The organism is Pseudomonas rustica (assembly GCF_018336155.1).
In the GTDB taxonomy this organism is placed as follows: domain Bacteria; phylum Pseudomonadota; class Gammaproteobacteria; order Pseudomonadales; family Pseudomonadaceae; genus Aquipseudomonas; species Aquipseudomonas rustica.
In genome coordinates this window covers 271,487-287,692 of sequence record NZ_JAGYHF010000002.1, presented here as the reverse complement: position 1 = coordinate 287,692, position 16,206 = coordinate 271,487, and the positions used below count along the sequence as shown (strand labels likewise).

Annotated in this window: 15 protein-coding genes; 11 read left to right on the top strand and 4 right to left on the bottom strand. The window is 60.3% G+C overall.

Going from position 1 to position 16,206, the window contains the following annotated elements; all coding sequences use genetic code 11:
- The first annotated feature begins 40 nt into the window (after positions 1-40).
- From KFS80_RS04445 to tldD, 5 genes are all read left to right on the top strand, one after another.
- Positions 41-637 carry a Maf family protein gene (locus KFS80_RS04445; protein ID WP_212544074.1) on the top strand — a complete coding sequence of 199 codons (597 nt, stop codon included), beginning with the start codon at positions 41-43 and terminating at the stop codon, positions 635-637.
- Between the two features lie 58 nt (positions 638-695).
- A complete protein-coding gene (rng, locus tag KFS80_RS04440; protein WP_053117087.1) occupies positions 696-2,153 on the top strand; it encodes a ribonuclease G in 1,458 nt (485 codons plus the stop codon).
- 75 nt (positions 2,154-2,228) lie between these two features.
- Positions 2,229-6,032, top strand: coding sequence for a YhdP family protein (locus KFS80_RS04435; RefSeq protein WP_212544073.1), 3,804 nt, complete (start codon positions 2,229-2,231; stop codon positions 6,030-6,032).
- 113 nt (positions 6,033-6,145) lie between these two features.
- Entirely contained in the window at positions 6,146-7,006 is an 861-nt protein-coding gene (locus KFS80_RS04430) for a carbon-nitrogen hydrolase family protein (protein WP_053117089.1), read from the top strand.
- A 4-nt stretch (positions 7,007-7,010) separates the two neighbouring features.
- On the top strand, positions 7,011-8,453 hold the full coding sequence (gene tldD / locus KFS80_RS04425; RefSeq protein WP_159812152.1) for a metalloprotease TldD: 1,443 nt from the start codon (positions 7,011-7,013) through the stop codon (positions 8,451-8,453).
- A 90-nt stretch (positions 8,454-8,543) separates the two neighbouring features.
- Here tldD and yjgA read toward each other — a convergent pair whose 3' ends face one another.
- A complete protein-coding gene (gene yjgA / locus KFS80_RS04420; protein WP_007915377.1) occupies positions 8,544-9,068 on the bottom strand; it encodes a ribosome biogenesis factor YjgA in 525 nt (174 codons plus the stop codon).
- A 108-nt stretch (positions 9,069-9,176) separates the two neighbouring features.
- On the opposite strand from yjgA, the gene pmbA reads away from it, so the two are divergent.
- From pmbA to KFS80_RS04390, 6 genes are all read left to right on the top strand, one after another.
- The gene (pmbA, locus tag KFS80_RS04415) at positions 9,177-10,523 is read left to right on the top strand and encodes a metalloprotease PmbA (RefSeq protein ID WP_053117090.1); all 1,347 of its coding nucleotides are present in this window, start codon (positions 9,177-9,179) and stop codon (positions 10,521-10,523) included.
- Between the two features lie 217 nt (positions 10,524-10,740).
- Positions 10,741-11,148 carry a FagA protein gene (locus tag KFS80_RS04410; RefSeq protein ID WP_212544072.1) on the top strand — a complete coding sequence of 136 codons (408 nt, stop codon included), beginning with the start codon at positions 10,741-10,743 and terminating at the stop codon, positions 11,146-11,148.
- Positions 11,129-12,505 (top strand): class II fumarate hydratase, encoded by a 1,377-nt coding sequence (locus tag KFS80_RS04405; RefSeq protein WP_212544071.1) that lies wholly within the window; start codon positions 11,129-11,131, stop codon positions 12,503-12,505. Before KFS80_RS04410 ends, KFS80_RS04405 begins: the two co-directional genes overlap by 20 nt.
- A 27-nt stretch (positions 12,506-12,532) precedes the next feature.
- Entirely contained in the window at positions 12,533-12,973 is a 441-nt protein-coding gene (locus KFS80_RS04400) for a hypothetical protein (protein ID WP_016984162.1), read from the top strand.
- 1 nt (position 12,974) lies between these two features.
- On the top strand, positions 12,975-13,586 hold the full coding sequence (locus KFS80_RS04395) for a superoxide dismutase (RefSeq protein WP_053117092.1): 612 nt from the start codon (positions 12,975-12,977) through the stop codon (positions 13,584-13,586).
- A 30-nt stretch (positions 13,587-13,616) separates the two neighbouring features.
- On the top strand, positions 13,617-14,510 hold the full coding sequence (locus KFS80_RS04390) for a ZIP family metal transporter (RefSeq protein ID WP_053117093.1): 894 nt from the start codon (positions 13,617-13,619) through the stop codon (positions 14,508-14,510).
- Between the two features lie 75 nt (positions 14,511-14,585).
- On the opposite strand, the gene KFS80_RS04385 is transcribed toward KFS80_RS04390, so the two are convergent.
- Genes KFS80_RS04385 through ptsN form a run of 3 tightly spaced genes read right to left on the bottom strand, consistent with a single transcriptional unit; the run spans position 14,586 to position 16,201 of the window.
- On the bottom strand, positions 14,586-14,861 hold the full coding sequence (locus KFS80_RS04385; protein ID WP_008085079.1) for an HPr family phosphocarrier protein: 276 nt from the start codon (positions 14,859-14,861) through the stop codon (positions 14,586-14,588).
- Between the two features lie 15 nt (positions 14,862-14,876).
- Positions 14,877-15,734 (bottom strand): RNase adapter RapZ, encoded by an 858-nt coding sequence (rapZ, locus tag KFS80_RS04380; protein ID WP_053117094.1) that lies wholly within the window; start codon positions 15,732-15,734, stop codon positions 14,877-14,879.
- Between the two features lie 2 nt (positions 15,735-15,736).
- A complete protein-coding gene (ptsN, locus tag KFS80_RS04375) occupies positions 15,737-16,201 on the bottom strand; it encodes a PTS IIA-like nitrogen regulatory protein PtsN (protein ID WP_053117095.1) in 465 nt (154 codons plus the stop codon).
- Positions 16,202-16,206: the final 5 nt, after the last annotated feature.

Sequence of the window (16,206 nt, the reverse complement as noted above, 5' to 3'; positions counted from 1 at the left end):
AGTATTTGTGAGGCAGGGCACTAAACAGGGAGATGTCGTGATGAAGTCGCTTTACCTTGCCTCAGGTTCGCCGCGTCGGCGTGAATTGCTCACGCAGATCGGCGTGCCGTTCACCGCCATCAGCGCGGACATCGATGAAACCCCTTTTACCAACGAATCCCCTTCGGCCTACGTCGAGCGTCTGGCGCGCGGCAAAGCCGAGGCCGGGCGACGCACGCTCGTGTCCGCCGAACAGCATTGTGTGCTGGGCGCGGATACCGCTGTGGTGCTCGACGGTAAAATTCTCGGCAAACCGGTGGACGAAGCCGACGCATGCGCCATGCTGATGATGTTGTCCGGCAAGGAGCATGAAGTGCTGACGGCAATCGCCGTGCTCGACGACGAGCGTTGCGAGTCGCGCGTGGTGCGCAGTCTGGTGCGGTTCCGCCCGATCAGTCGTGAAGAAGCCGCGGCCTACTGGGCCAGCGGTGAACCCCGCGACAAGGCCGGTGGCTATGGCATTCAGGGCCTCGGCGCAGTGTTTGTCGCCGGGCTCAATGGCAGTTACTCGGCGGTGGTCGGGTTGCCTGTTTGCGAAACCGCAGAACTGCTGGGCCATTTCGGCATACCCTGTTGGCAAAACCTAAGCGCGCAATGAGCGTCGTACGAAACCAGATGCGGCCATTATCGTGAAAATGTCTGAACGAGATCCTGCCATGAGTGAAGAGATTCTGATCAACATCACGCCGATGGAATCGCGCGTGGCGGTGGTCGAAAACGGTGTGCTGCAAGAAGTCCATGTCGAGCGCACGCAAAAACGCGGGATCGTCGGCAACATCTATAAAGGCAAGATTGTCCGGGTACTGCCGGGCATGCAGGCAGCATTCGTCGACATCGGTCTGGATCGCGCCGCGTTCATTCATGCCTCGGAAATTTCCCTGCGCGAAGGCTCCTCCGTTGAAAGCATCAGCGCGCTGGTGCACGAAGGCCAGAGCCTGGTGGTGCAAGTCACCAAAGACCCGATCGGCTCGAAAGGCGCACGCCTGACCACACAATTGTCGATCCCGTCGCGCTATCTGGTGTACATGCCGCGCACCGCCCACGTCGGCATTTCCCTGAAAATCGAAGACGAAGCCGAGCGCGAACGCCTGAAAAAGGTGGTCAGCGATTGCGTGGCCAAAGAAGGCATTCAGGAGGCGGGCGGCTTCATTCTGCGCACCGCGGCCGAAGGCGCCGGCGCTGAAGAAATCCTTATGGACATTCGTTATCTGCGCCGTTTGTGGGATCAGATCAACGAACAAATCAAAACCATCGGCGCGCCGAGCGTGATCTACGAAGACCTCGGTCTGGCCTTGCGCACCCTGCGCGATCTGGTCAGCCCGAAGATCGAGAAGATCCGCATCGACTCACGGGAAACCTTCCAGAAAACCACGCAGTTCGTCGCCGAGCTGATGCCGGAGATCGCCGATCGTCTGGAACATTACCCGGGCGAGCGGCCGATTTTCGATCTGTATGGCGTCGAAGATGAGATCCAGCGCGCCCTTGAGCGCAAAGTCCCGTTGAAATCCGGCGGCTATTTGGTGATCGATCCGGCGGAAGCCATGACCACCATCGACGTCAACACTGGCGCGTTCGTCGGTCATCGCAACCTTGAAGAAACCATTTTCAAGACCAACCTCGAAGCCGCCACCGCGATTGCCCGGCAGATGCGCCTGCGTAATCTGGGCGGGATCATCATCATCGACTTCATCGACATGGAAGATGAAGAGCACCAGCGTCAGGTGCTGCGCACGCTGGAGAAACAGCTGGAGCGCGATCACGCCAAGACCAACATTATCGGCATCACCGAGTTGGGCCTGGTGCAGATGACCCGCAAGCGCACCCGCGAAAGTCTTGAACAAGTGCTGTGCGAGCCGTGCAGCAGTTGTCAGGGCCGTGGCAAATTGAAGACTCCGGAAACCATCTGTTACGAGATTTTCCGCGAGATTCTGCGTGAGGCCCGTGCCTATCAGGCCGAGGGTTATCGCGTACTGGCCAACCAGAAAGTGGTTGATCGACTGCTCGATGAAGAATCGGGTAACGTCGCCGAACTTGAAGGGTTTATCGGTCGCACCATTCGCTTCCAGGTGGAAACCATGTATTCCCAGGAACAATACGACGTGGTGCTGCTCTGATCCCCTGCGTCACATTTTTTCTACCGCGGCTGGCCTCAGCTTTTCGCAGTTTTATTGCCATGGGAGCCATCTGACATGGAGCGTCTGACACGCATTCTGGCCGCACTCACCCGTTGGGGGCTGGGCCTGTGCGCGTTGGTTCTGGTGTTGATGGCGTTGTACGTCAGCCTCGGCCGCGAGCTGACCCCGCTGGTCGCCGAATACCGCACCGACATCGAAGACAAGGCCAGCGCCGCCCTTGGCATGCCGTTGCAGATCGGCGAGCTGGAAGGTAACTGGAGCGGCTTCGCCCCGATCCTGCTGGCACGCGATGTGATGGTCGGCAGCGGCGCCAATGCGTTGCGTCTGGATCAAGTGCGCGCCGTGCCTGATCTCTGGGCCAGTCTGTTGGCCCGTGAAGTGCGCATTGCCCATCTGGAACTCAATGGCCTGAAGATCAGCCTCAAGGAAGCCGAGGACGGCAGTTGGGCGCTGGAAGGTCTGCCAGTGCAGAACGATCAACCGCTGGATGCGCAGCAGTTGTTCAATCGTTCGCAAATGATTCAGCAACTCTCGGTGCTCGACAGTCAGGTGACCCTGCAGCCGCAGGATCACGCGCCGATGACCCTCACCTATGTCGGCATCAACCTGAAAACCGGCGCCAGTCGCCAACGTCTCGATGCCCGTTTGACTCTGCCGGACGGCCAGCCCGTGGCGATCAACCTGCGCACGCGCCTGCGTCCGGAGCAATGGCAGGACAGCACGGTCGAGGGCTACGCCAGTCTGCCGCAAAGCGATTGGGCGAAATGGTTGCCCGAACGCCTGACCCAACAATGGAATTTCTCCGAGATCAAGGCTGGTGGTGAGGTCTGGATCGATTGGGCCAAGGGCACGCTGCAAAGCGCCTCTGTTCGCTTGAACGCGCCGCAAGTCACCGGCGCCTATGGCGAGCGCAAGCCTATCCAGATCAACAACCTCGCCATCAACGCGTACTACCGCGACGGTGGCGACGGCGCGGCGGTGACGTTTGATTCGCTGGCGATGAATTTCGGCGAAACCCGATGGGAATCCCGCGTTCAACTGCAACAGACCCGCGCCACCGACAAAGTGGAAGAGCTCTGGCATCTGCAGGCTGATCGTCTGGATCTGACGCCGATCACGCCACTGCTCAACGCGCTCGGGCCGTTACCGAAAGGTTTCGCCGAAGTGGTCGATCACCTGAAAGTGACCGGTGGCCTGCGTAACGTGCTGCTGGATTTCCGTCCGGCGGCCACTGACGGCACAAAATTCAGCTTCGCCGCCAACCTCGACAAGGTCGGCTTCGATGCCTATCACGGCGCCCCGGCTGCACGAAATGTCAGCGGCAGCCTCAACGGTAACCTCGACGGCGGCGAACTGCGCATGGACAGCAAGGATTTCGTCCTGCACCTCGATCCGATTTTCGCCAAGCCATGGCAATACATTCAGGCCAACGCGCGCCTGACCTGGAAACTCGATAAAGACGGTTTCACCCTGATCGCGCCGTACCTCAAAGTGCTCGGCGAAGAGGGCAAAATTGCCGGCGACTTCCTGATCCGCCTGCATTTCGATCACAGCCAGGAAGACTACATGGACTTGCGCGTCGGTCTGGTCGACGGCGACGGTCGCTACACCGCCAAGTACCTGCCGGAAGTCCTGAGCCCGGCGCTCGACGAATGGCTGCGCACGGCGATCCTCAAAGGCGCGGTGGATGAAGGTTTCTTCCAGTATCAGGGCTCGCTGAGCAAGGACGCCAAAGAAGCCGACCGCAGCATCAGTCTGTTCTTCAAGGTGCATGACGCTGAACTCGCATTCCAGCCGGGCTGGCCGCACGTCAGCAAGGTCAGCGGTGATGTGTTTATCGAGGACAGCGGCGTACGCATTCTGGCGAAAAAGGGTCAGTTGCTCGACACCCAGGTCAGCGATGTCTCGGTCAATATTCCGCATGTGCCGTCCGGGCAGAACTCGCACTTGCTGCTGGACGGCACGTTCGCCGGTGGTCTTGGCGATGGCTTGAAGATTCTGCAGGATGCGCCGATCGGCACGGGCGAAACCTTCGCCGGTTGGGAAGGCTCAGGGGATCTTCGTGGCAAGCTCAAACTCGACGTGCCGCTGGGAAAAGGCGAGGAGCCGAAAATTCTCGTCGATTTCAAAACCGCCAATGCGAAGTTGAAACTGGCCGAGCCGAAGTTGGAACTGAGCCAACTCAAGGGTGATTTCCGCTTCGACAGCGCCAAAGGCCTCAGCGGGCAGAACATCAGCGCACGGGCCTTCGACAAACCGGTGACCGCGCAGATTTTTGCTGACGGCAGTCCGGGCAAGCTGAAAACTCGTGTAGCGGCGACAGGGCAGGTCGAAGTCAAGAAGCTCACCGACTGGCTGGCGGTGACGCAACCGTTGCCGGTGTCCGGGACGATTCCGTATCAACTGCAATTGAATCTGGACGGCGCCGACAGCCAATTAATGGTCAGCTCCAACCTCAAGGGCGTGGCGGTGGATCTGCCGGCACCGTTCGGCATGGCGGCGGATGTCGGGCGCGACACGGTGTTCCGCATGACCTTGCAAGGGCCGGAACGACGTTACTGGGTCAACTACGATCAACTGGCCAACTTCACCTATGCCGCGCCATCGAGCGGTTTTGCTGACGGTCGCGGTGAGTTGTTCCTCGGGGCGGGCGAGGCGGTGTTGCCGGGCGCCAAGGGTTTGCGCATCCGCGGTGTGCTGTCGGAGCTGGACGTCGCGCCGTGGCAGGATCTGGTCAACAAGTACGCCGGGCAGGATCCGGGCGGCAGCGCCAACAAATTGCTCAACAGCGCGGATATCAAAGTCGGCAAGCTGACAGCGTTCGGCACCACGCTGGATCAGGCGTCGGTGCAGCTCAATCGCAAACCTGGCGCGTGGGCGTTGGCCCTCGACAGTCAGCAGGCTAAAGGCGCCGCCAGCCTGCCCGACGCCAAGGGCGTGCCGATTGCGGTCAACATGCAATACGTGAAGCTGCCGGCGGCGGATCCGAATGTGCAGACCGACGAGAACGCCCCCGATCCTTTGGCCTCGGTCGATCCGACGAAGATTCCCGCGCTGGATATCACCATCAATCAATTGTTCCAGGGCCAGGATCTGGTCGGTGGCTGGTCGCTGAAAATTCGCCCGACTGCCAAAGGCATTGCCTTGAACAACCTCGACATGGGCCTCAAAGGTATCCTCTTGCAGGGCAACGGCGGCTGGGAAGGCGCGGCGGGCTCGAGCAACAGCTGGTTCAAAGGGCGGATCAGCGGCAAGAACCTCGCCGATGTGCTCAAGGGCTGGGGTTATGCGCCGAGCGTGACCAGCGAAGATTTCCACATGGACGTCGATGGCCGCTGGCCGGGCTCGCCGGCGTGGCTGGCGACCAAGCGCTTCTCCGGCACCCTCGATGCCTCGCTGAACAAAGGTCAATTTATTGAAGTGGATGGCGGCGCGCAGGCGTTGCGCGTGTTCGGTCTGCTCAACTTCAACTCGATTGGTCGTCGCTTGCGCCTGGACTTCTCCGACCTGTTCGGCAAAGGCCTGAGCTACGATCGGGTCAAAGGCCTGCTGGTAGCGACCAACGGTGTTTACGACACCAAGGAGCCGATTCGCCTGACCGGGCCATCGAGCAATATCGAACTCAACGGCAAACTGGACATGGTTGCGGAACAGGTCGACGCCAAGTTGATGGTGACATTGCCGGTGACCAACAACCTGCCGATTGCCGCGCTGATCGTCGGTGCCCCGGCGATTGGCGGTGCTTTGTTCCTGATCGACAAGCTGATCGGCGACCAGGTGGCGCGCTTCGCCAGCGTCAAATACACCGTCAAAGGCCCGTGGAAAGAGCCGAAAATCACTTTCGACAAGCCTTTTTAACTAGCAGACACTACCCCCTGCAGGAGCTGCCGAAGGCTGCGATCTTTTAAGATCAAAAGATCGCAGCCTGCGGCAGCTCCTACACCGTCATATGCAGATTTCGAGGAGCGGCCATGTCTTTTGCGGTGATTCAAATGGTCAGCCAGAGTGACGTGCTGGCCAATCTGGCTCAGGCCCGGCGCCTGCTCGAACAGGCTGCCGCCGGGGGCGCGAAGCTCGCGGTGCTGCCGGAAAACTTCGCCGCCATGGGCCGCCGCGACGTCGCTGATATCGGCCGCGCCGAGGCATTAGGCGACGGCCCGATCCTGCCATGGTTGAAACAGACCGCCCGCGACCTCAAGTTATGGATAGTGGCCGGCACATTGCCGCTGCCGCCGGTGGATCAACCGACGGCGAAGGCCAATGCCTGTTCGCTGCTGGTCAACGAACACGGCGAAATCGTTGCACGCTATGACAAGCTGCACCTGTTCGATGTCGATGTCGCCGACAATCGCGGCCGTTACCGCGAATCCGATGACTATGCTTATGGCAGTGGCGTGGTGGTGGCGGACACGCCGGTGGGCAAATTGGGCCTGACCGTGTGTTACGACCTGCGCTTCCCGGAGCTGTACAGCGAATTGCGCGCGGCCGGTGCTGAATTGATTACCGCACCGTCGGCGTTTACCGCGGTGACCGGCGCAGCGCATTGGGACGTACTGATTCGCGCGCGGGCCATCGAAACCCAGTGTTATGTGTTGGCGGCAGCGCAGGGTGGAACCCATCCGGGGCCGCGCGAAACTTTTGGCCATGCGGCGATTGTCGACCCGTGGGGCCGCGTGCTGGCGCAACAGGATCAAGGCGAAGCGGTGTTGTTGGCCGAACGCGATAGCAGTGAACAAGCGTCCATCAGGGCGCGGATGCCGGTGACGAGTCATCGGCGGTTTTTCTCGCAGGGCGCACAGCGACCTGCTTCAGAACATGAATTTAAGGCGTAAACCTATGAGCGAGTTGTTGTCCTCAGTCAGTGATCACCTGTTGGCACCGGGCGGCGTGACCATCGAGAGCCTGCAAGGCGTACTCGGCGATCTGGCCGGCCCGGGCATCGATGCCGCCGACCTGTATTTCCAGGGACAGATCTCCGAGTCCTGGGCGCTGGAAGATGGCATCGTCAAGGAAGGCAGCTTCAACCTCGATCAGGGCGTTGGCGTGCGCGCGCAATCCGGTGAGAAAACCGGTTTCGCCTACAGCAACGCGATCACCCTCGAAGCCCTCGGCGCAGCGGCTCGCGCAGCACGTTCGATCTCCCGTGCCGGGCAAAACGGCACGGTGCAGGCGTTCACCACTCAAGACGTCGCTCAGTTGTACGCGCCGGATAACCCGCTGGAAGTGCTGAGCCGCGCCGAGAAAGTCGAGCTGCTCAAGAGCATCGATGTCGCGACCCGCGCGCTCGACCCGCGTATCCAGCAAGTCAGCGTGAGCATGGCCGGTGTCTGGGAACGGATTCTGGTCGCGTCCACCGACGGCGGTCTGGCGGCGGATGTGCGCCCTTTGGTGCGTTTCAACGTCAGCGTGATCGTTGAGCAGAATGGTCGTCGCGAGCGCGGCGGGCATGGCGGCGGCGGGCGTACCGACTACCGTTATTTCCTCGCCGAAGACCGCGCCATGGGCTACGCCCGTGAAGCGTTGCGTCAGGCGCTGGTGAATCTGGAAGCGATCCCTGCGCCGGCCGGTACTTTTCCAGTGGTGTTGGGTTCGGGTTGGTCTGGCGTGCTGTTGCACGAAGCCGTCGGCCACGGTCTGGAAGGCGATTTCAACCGCAAGGGCAGTTCGGCTTACAGCGGGCGCATGGGCGAAATGGTTGCCTCGAAGCTTTGCACCATCGTCGATGACGGCACCTTGAGCGGCCGTCGCGGTTCGCTGAGTGTCGACGACGAAGGTACGCCGACCGAGTGCACCACGCTGATCGAAAACGGCGTGCTCAAGGGTTACATGCAGGATAAGCTCAATGCGCGTCTGATGGGCGTGGCCCGTACCGGTAATGGTCGTCGTGAATCTTACGCACACTTGCCGATGCCGCGGATGACCAACACCTACATGCTCGGTGGCGAAAGCGATCCGGCGGAAATCATCGCGTCGGTGAAGAAGGGCATCTACTGCGCCAACCTCGGCGGCGGTCAGGTCGACATCACCAGCGGCAAGTTTGTGTTCTCCACCAGCGAGGCGTATCTGATCGAAGACGGCAAGATCACTGCGCCGGTCAAAGGCGCGACGTTGATCGGCAACGGCCCTGAGGCGATGAGCCGGGTGTCGATGGTCGGTAACGATCTGGCGCTGGACAGCGGTGTGGGGACGTGCGGCAAGGATGGGCAGTCGGTGCCGGTGGGCGTGGGTCAGCCGACGCTGAAAATCGATGCGATCACCGTCGGTGGCACGGGCGCATAAGAAACGTGTGTAGGAGCTGCCGCAGGCTGCGATCTTTTGATCTTTAAAAAGCAAAGATCGCAGCCTTCGGCAGCTCCTACAAGGATGAGATCAACGCAGGCCGCGTTGAGTCTCGTCCAGCTCACGGATGTACTTGAAGATCTTGCGGCTGGAAGCAGGAGGTTTGTTTTGCGCAACCTCGTGCTGAGCCTGACGGATCAAGGAACGCAATTGCTGGCGATCGGCGTCCGGGTACTCGACGACGAATTTTTCCAGCACGGCATCGTCGCCCGCGATCAGGCGATCGCGCCAGCGTTCCAGGTTATGGAAACGCTCGTTGTATTGGCGAGTGGAGGCATCGAGTTGATCGAGCAAGGTCAGAATCGCGTCAGTGTCCTGGTCGCGCATCAGTTTGCCGATGAACTGCAAATGCCGTTTCCGCGCGATATTCGCGGTGTGCTTGGGCGCATCGGCCAAGGCCCGGCGCATGGCGTCGGTCAGTGGCAGTTTTGCGATCAAGTCAGGCTTGAGTGTTGTAAGGCGCTCGCCAAGGTCAACCAGAGCATGCAGCTCGCGTTTGACCTGAGATTTGCTTTTTTCTCCCGTATCGAGGGAGTCGTCGTAAGAATCAACCATGGTGGCAGTCCGCAAAGAAACGCCGCCATGATAACCAGTCGGGGGCCGCTTGTCCGGCCCGGTCGCTCGATGGCCCCAGCCGAAAGCAGAATTTGAGTGGAGATGAGCATGAGTGCAGTTGAAAGCGTCGGCCCGCAGGCATTGCCGGCACTGCAGGAACAGGTCGAGCAGATCATCGCCGAAGCCAAACGTCAGGGCGCCAGCGCCTGTGAAGTCGCGGTGTCGCTGGAGCAAGGCCTGTCCACTTCCGTGCGTCAGCGCGAAGTCGAAACAGTCGAATTCAACCGCGATCAGGGGTTTGGCATCACGCTGTACGTCGGCCAGCGCAAAGGCTCGGCCAGCACGTCAGCCACCGGGCCTGAAGCGATTCGCGAAACCGTCGCGGCGGCGCTGGCGATTGCCAAGCACACCTCTGAAGACGAAGCCTCGGGCCTGGCCGATGCCGCGCTGATGGCCAAGGATCTGAAGGATTTTGATCTGTTCCACGAATGGGACATCACCCCGGAACAGGCGATCGAGAAGGCGTTGATCTGCGAAGCGGCGGCGTTCGATGCCGACGCGCGGATCAAGAATGCCGATGGCACCACCCTCAGCACCCACCAAGGCTGCCGCGTTTATGGCAACAGCCACGGTTTTATTGGTGGTTACGCGTCGACCCGACACAGTCTGAGCTGCGTGATGATCGCTGAGGCCGACGGCCAGATGCAGCGCGATTATTGGTATGACGTCAGCCGTCAGGGCAGTCTGCTGGCGGATCCGGTGAGCATTGGTCAGCGCGCTGCGCAACGGGCGGCGAGCCGTCTGGGCGCGCGTCCGGTGCCGACCTGTGAAGTGCCGGTGCTGTTCTCCGCCGAACTGGCCGGTGGCTTGTTCGGCAGTTTCCTCTCGGCGATTTCCGGCGGCAGCCTGTATCGCAAATCGTCGTTCCTCGAAGGCACGCTGGGGCAGAAGCTGTTCCCGGAATGGCTGACCATCGATGAGCGTCCACACCTGATGCGCGCCATGGGCAGTTCGGCCTATGACGGCGATGGTCTGGCGACGTACGCCAAACCGTTCGTCGAAAAGGGCGAATTGGTCTCGTACATCCTCGGCACGTATTCCGGGCGCAAACTCGGCATGCCGAGCACCGCTAACGCGGGCGGCGTGCACAACCTGTTCGTCACCCATGGCGACGAAGACCAGGCGGCGCTGTTGAAGCGCATGGGCCGTGGTTTGCTCGTCACCGAATTGATGGGCCATGGCTTGAACATGGTCACCGGCGACTATTCACGCGGCGCGGCGGGTTTCTGGGTCGAGAACGGCGAAATCCAGTTCGCGGTGCAGGAAGTGACCATCGCCGGCAACATGCGCGACATGTTCAAACAGATCGTTGCGGTCGGTAATGACCTGGAACTGCGTAGCAACATTCGCACGGGTTCGGTGTTGATCGAACGGATGACTGTCGCGGGCAGCTAAACCGCAACCGTCACAAAAAAAGGCGCGCCATCCACCCGGATGGCGCGCCTTTTTCATGCCTGCCCTGTAGGAGCTGCCGAAGGCTGCGATCTTTTGATTTTGCTTTGAAAGACAAGATCAAAAGATCGCAGCCTTCGGCAGCTCCTACACAGGCGCTCTTGTTTTGGTTCTCATTATCATCTAATAATAAATCTCATTATCGGATGAGCCCCGGATCATGAGTTCTGCCTTGCACGAGCAGCCGTACCTCGAAAGCTGGCGCTGGATGAGTCGCCAGATCCGTTGCGCGATGGATCCTGACGAACCGCGCCTGATCGAACATTACCTGGCCGAGGGCCGGTACCTGTCTTGTTGCACCGCGACCTCACCCTGGACGGTCGCCGAAACCTCCTTCCGTTTGCTGCTCGACACGGCCACCGACATCGCGCTGCCGTGGCACTGGCGCAGCCTCTGTCTCGACCAAGCCTGGCGCCCGCTGCGTGAAATGGAGCGCCTGTCCCTGTGCAAATGCCGGCTCAAACGCTGGCAGCGCTACACCTGGCAGCTCGCCACTTGCGAGTTGCTTCCCTCGATTCCTCTCATTGAATTAGTCCAAGGATTTACCGATGACCAAGACACGTATTGAGCGCGACAGCATGGGCGAACTGCAGGTGCCGGTGGACGCTCTCTACGGCGCGCAGACCCAGCGCGCAGTGGATAACTTCCCGATCAGCGGCAAACCGATGCCGACGCAATTCATTCGCGCGCTGATCCTCGCCAAAGCCGCCGCCGCCCGCGCCAACGTTGAGTTGAACCAGATCAGCGCCGCTCAAGGCAAAGCCATCAGCGACGCCGCCCAAGGTTTGCTTGAAGGCGATTTCATGCAGCATTTTCCGGTGGATATTTTCCAGACCGGTTCCGGCACCAGCTCCAACATGAACGCCAATGAAGTGATCGCCACCCTGGCCAGCCGCCTGCTCGACGAGCCGGTGAACGCCAATGATCACGTCAACTGCGGCCAGAGCAGCAACGACATCATCCCGACCACCATCCACGTCAGCGCCGCGTTGGCCCTGCACGAACAACTGCTGCCAGCGCTGCTGCACCTGGTGCAGGTGATCGAGCGCAAAGCCGAGCAAGTGCATCACCACGTCAAAACCGGCCGCACGCATTTGATGGACGCAATGCCGGTGCGCATGAGCCAGGTACTCAACGGCTGGGCGCAGCAGCTCAAGGCCAACATCGCTCATCTGCAGGATCTGTTGCCGAGCCTGCAATCCCTCGCGCAGGGCGGCACAGCGGTCGGCACCGGGATCAACGCGCACCCTGAGTTCGCCGCGCGTTTCAGCCGCCAGTTGAGCCAATTGACCGACGTGCAATTCACCCCGGGCAAAGACTTGTTCGCGCTGATCGGTTCGCAAGACACCGCCGTCGCCGTCTCCGGCCAACTCAAAGCCATCGCCGTCACTTTGATGAAAGTCGCCAACGACCTGCGCTGGATGAACTCCGGCCCGCTTGCCGGCCTTGGTGAAATCGAACTGGAAGCCCTGCAACCGGGCTCGTCGATCATGCCGGGCAAGGTCAATCCGGTGATTCCGGAAGCCACCGCCATGGTCGCCGCGCAAGTGATCGGCAACGATTCGGTGATCACCATCGCCGGCCAGTCGGGCAACTTCGAATTGAACGTGATGCTGCCGATCATCGCGCAGAACCTGTTGAGCAGCATCGAACTGCTGGCCAATTCCAGCCGCCTGCTCGGCGACAAAGCCATCGCCAGCTTCAAGGTCAACGAATCGCGCTTGAAAGAAGCGTTGTCGCGCAACCCGATTCTGGTCACTGCACTCAACCCGATCATCGGTTACCAGAAAGCCGCCGAAATCGCCAAGCAGGCCTACAAAGAAGGCCGTGCGGTGATCGACGTCGCCCTGGAACACACCGATCTGTCACGCAGCCAACTGGAAGAGTTACTCAATCCCGAGAAACTCACCGCCGGCGGCGTGTAAACCCCGCAACCGCTTTGGAGGCTCACCATGGAGCACTGGAAACGCACGATCGAACGGGCCAATCGCTGCTTCATGCTGGGCGAACTGATCGACGCCCGTGAGGCTTACCTGCAAGCCCTGGCCTTGGCGCAAGTGTTGTTCGAACGCTGGGCGGACGCCGACGAAGCGGTGGCGGCCTGCGTCATCTCGCACCACAACCTCGCGGATTTGCACCTGCGCCTGAATCAGCCGGAGGAGAGCGCCGAATACCTCTGCGCCATCCATCAACGGCTGTTGCAAACCATGCAGGACGAACGCCAGCGCCTGGCATTGCGTGAAGCGGCGCTGCGCCAGAGCAGCAAGACCTACGTCGAGCTGCTGAATTTCATCAGCGAACACGGCGAATACCCGCGCACTCAACGCCTGCTGCATCCGGATACCGGCAATGCGCGCCGCGCGCCTGCCCCACATCACCATGGAGTCCATTGAAATGGCTTTTACCTTGCCCGCTTTGCCTTACGCCTACGATGCCTTGGAACCGCATATCGATGCGCAGACCATGGAGATTCACTACACCAAGCATCACCAGACCTATATCAACAACCTCAACGCGGCGGTAGAAGGCACTGAATACGCCGAGTGGCCGGTGGAAAAACTGGTCGCCAGCGTTAAGGATCTGCCGGAAAAACTTCGCGCGGCGGTGATCAATCAGGGCGGCGGTCACGCCAACCACTCGCTGTTCTGGGAAGTGATGGTGCCAAGCGGTGGCGGCAAACCGGATGGCGCGCTGGCCAAGGCGATTGATGAGCAATTGGGGGGCCTCGACAGTTTCAAGGAGGCCTTCACCAAAGCCGCCCTGACCCGTTTCGGCAGCGGCTGGGCCTGGCTCAGCGTGACCCCGGAGAAAAAACTGATCGTGGAAAGCAGCGGCAACCAGGACAGCCCGTTGATGAACGGCAACACGCCGATTCTCGGTCTCGACGTCTGGGAGCACGCCTACTACCTGCGTTACCAGAACCGTCGCCCGGAATACATCAACGCGTTCTACAACGTGATCAATTGGCCTGAAGTTGCTGCGCGCTATCAGGCCGCACTGGTTTAAGTCATCTATAAAAACAATCCAAGGCTGACTATGGGCACTGAAACACTGGCGATCGGAAGTGGGCGTATGTTTCGTTACGCAGTGGGATCGCTATTGCTGTTGGCGGGCATGACCTTGCTGGTTGCCCACGGACTGGCGTGGCTGAACCTCGAACCGAGGCTATTGCGGGCGTTGCAGGGTGGTGCGATCTGCGCGCTCGGCACGGCGCTTGGTGCGGTGCCGGTGCTGGTGATTCGGCGCATGCCGCAGGCACTCAGCGATACGTTGCTGGGGTTTGGTGCCGGGGTGATGCTGGCGGCGACGGCGTTTTCGCTGATCGTGCCGGGCATCGCCGCTGCTGAGAGTCTTGGCCTGACGCCGTGGGGCGCCAGTGGCCTGATCTGCTTTGGCATCATGCTCGGTGCGTTCGGGTTGTATCTGGTTGATCTAAAGGTCTCGGGCGCGTCCCCGGAAATGCTCGTCGGCACTGTCGATCGCCCGGTGATTCCGCCACGGATCTGGTTGTTTGTGTTCGCCATCATTGCCCATAACATCCCTGAAGGCATGGCCGTCGGTGTGTCTGCCGGTGGCGGCATGCCGGACGCGGACAGCCTGGCCATGGGCATCGCTTTGCAGGATGTGCCGGAAGGTCTGGTGATTGCGTTGGTATTGGCCGGGGCGGGGATGTCGCGGGTCAAAGCGTTTTTGATCGGCGCGGCGTCAGGTCTGGTCGAGCCGGTGTTTGCGCTGTTGTGCGCGTGGCTGGTCAGTCTTGCGCAGGTGTTGTTGCCGTTAGGCTTGGCGCTGGCGGCCGGGGCGATGTTGCTGGTGGTGACCCACGAAGTGATCCCCGAGTCGCGACGCAATGGTCATGACAAACTGGCCAGTCTTGGCTTGTTGAGCGGGTTTTGTTTGATGATGGTGATGGATACCGCATTAGGTTGACGATCAAGAGATCGCAGCCTTCGGCAACGTTCACTGTAGGAGCTGCCGAAGGCTGCGATCTTTTGACTTTGGCGGTCAACCACCTTCATCGAAGTAGTTGTTGATCAACGCCACCAGCGCATCCAGCGCTTCCTGTTCCTGATGCCCTTCAGTACTCAGATAGATCTTGGTGCCCTTGCCAGCCGCCAGCATCATCATCGCCATGATGCTTTTGCCATCAACCGTGGTCTCTGGTGTGCGACCCACTCTGATCGTGCAATCCGGATACTGCCCGGCCACGCCAACGAACTTGGCCGATGCGCGGGCATGCAGGCCCAGTTTGTTGATGATTTCGATTTCCAGAGCAGGCATCGCGGTGTGAATCCTTTAAGTGAGGTCGCGGTGGCGAACCTGGACGTTCTTCAGGGTTTTCTGCAGGGCCTGACCCAGACGTTCGGTCAGGTAGACGGAGCGGTGATGCCCGCCGGTGCAGCCAATGGCAATCGTGACGTAGGCGCGGTTGCTCGCTGCGAAGCGCGGCAGCCATTTGTGCAGATAGGTGAAGATGTCCTGAAACATTTCTTCGACGTCAGGTTGTGCCGCCAGATACTCCGCCACCGGCGCATCGAGCCCTGATTGCGCACGCAGTTCCGGCTTCCAGTAAGGATTGGGCAAGCAGCGCACATCAAACACCAGATCGGCATCCACCGGCATGCCGCGCTTGAAGCCGAATGACTCAACCAGATACGCCGTACCCGGCTCCGGCTGGTTCAGCAGGCGCAGCTTGATGGTGTCGCGCAACTGGTACAGGTTCAGACTGGTGGTGTTGATCTTCAGATCAGCCAGGTCGGCGATCGGGCCGAGCAGGGCGGTTTCATCCTGAATCGCCTCGGCCAGCGAGCGATTGGCATTGCTCAGCGGGTGGCGGCGGCGGGTTTCCGAGAAACGCTTGAGCAGGGTTTCCTCGTCGGCATCCAGGTACAACACATCGCATTGAATGTGCCGGCTACGGACGACTTCGAGCAATTCGGGAAAGCGTGACAAATGGCTTGGCAGGTTGCGCGCATCAATCGATACGGCGACCAGCGGTTGCGCCAGTTCGGTGTGAATCAGCGCGCGTTCGGCCAGTTCCGGCAGTAAACCCGCCGGCAGGTTGTCGATGCAGTAATAACCGTTGTCCTCAAGGACATCCAGTGCGGTGCTTTTACCCGAGCCGGAACGGCCACTGACGATGATCAAACGCATGATTACTGCCCGTTTTGCTCGTCCAGTACGACCTGGTACAAGGCTTCGTTGCTCGGAGCGCTGCGCAGTTTATCGCGCACATCCTTGCGATCCAGCATGCTGGCGATCTGGCGCAGTAATTCCAGGTGCGCATCGGTGGCGGCTTCCGGGACCAGCAGAACAAACAGCAGGTCAACCGGCGCGCCGTCGATGGCGTCGAAATCGATAGGGGCTTGAAGGTGCATCAACGCGCTGATTGGCGTTACACAACCTTTCAGGCGGCAATGGGGAATGGCGATGCCGTTGCCAAAACCGGTCGAGCCGAGTTTTTCACGGGCAATCAGAGCCTCGAAGACATCTTGCATCTCCAGATCCGGCACTTCGCGGGCGATCAGGTTGGCAATTTGTTCGAGGGCTTTCTTTTTACTGCCGCCCGGCACGTTCACGAGGGAACGGCCGGGGGTCAGGATACTTTCAAGTCGGATCATGGAAT

Coding starts and splice junctions, on each gene's coding strand:
- rapZ (WP_053117094.1), bottom strand. CDS start 15,734: ATGCGTTTGATCATCGTCAGTGGCCGTTCCGGCTCGGGTAAAAGCACC.
- rng (WP_053117087.1), top strand. CDS start 696: ATGAGTGAAGAGATTCTGATCAACATCACGCCGATGGAATCGCGCGTG.
- KFS80_RS04405 (WP_212544071.1), top strand. CDS start 11,129: ATGACCAAGACACGTATTGAGCGCGACAGCATGGGCGAACTGCAGGTG.
- pmbA (WP_053117090.1), top strand. CDS start 9,177: ATGAGTGCAGTTGAAAGCGTCGGCCCGCAGGCATTGCCGGCACTGCAG.
- ptsN (WP_053117095.1), bottom strand. CDS start 16,201: ATGATCCGACTTGAAAGTATCCTGACCCCCGGCCGTTCCCTCGTGAAC.
- KFS80_RS04385 (WP_008085079.1), bottom strand. CDS start 14,861: ATGCCTGCTCTGGAAATCGAAATCATCAACAAACTGGGCCTGCATGCC.
- KFS80_RS04435 (WP_212544073.1), top strand. CDS start 2,229: ATGGAGCGTCTGACACGCATTCTGGCCGCACTCACCCGTTGGGGGCTG.
- KFS80_RS04390 (WP_053117093.1), top strand. CDS start 13,617: ATGGGCACTGAAACACTGGCGATCGGAAGTGGGCGTATGTTTCGTTAC.
- tldD (WP_159812152.1), top strand. CDS start 7,011: ATGAGCGAGTTGTTGTCCTCAGTCAGTGATCACCTGTTGGCACCGGGC.
- KFS80_RS04430 (WP_053117089.1), top strand. CDS start 6,146: ATGTCTTTTGCGGTGATTCAAATGGTCAGCCAGAGTGACGTGCTGGCC.
- KFS80_RS04445 (WP_212544074.1), top strand. CDS start 41: ATGAAGTCGCTTTACCTTGCCTCAGGTTCGCCGCGTCGGCGTGAATTG.
- KFS80_RS04395 (WP_053117092.1), top strand. CDS start 12,975: ATGGCTTTTACCTTGCCCGCTTTGCCTTACGCCTACGATGCCTTGGAA.
- KFS80_RS04400 (WP_016984162.1), top strand. CDS start 12,533: ATGGAGCACTGGAAACGCACGATCGAACGGGCCAATCGCTGCTTCATG.
- yjgA (WP_007915377.1), bottom strand. CDS start 9,068: ATGGTTGATTCTTACGACGACTCCCTCGATACGGGAGAAAAAAGCAAA.
- KFS80_RS04410 (WP_212544072.1), top strand. CDS start 10,741: ATGAGTTCTGCCTTGCACGAGCAGCCGTACCTCGAAAGCTGGCGCTGG.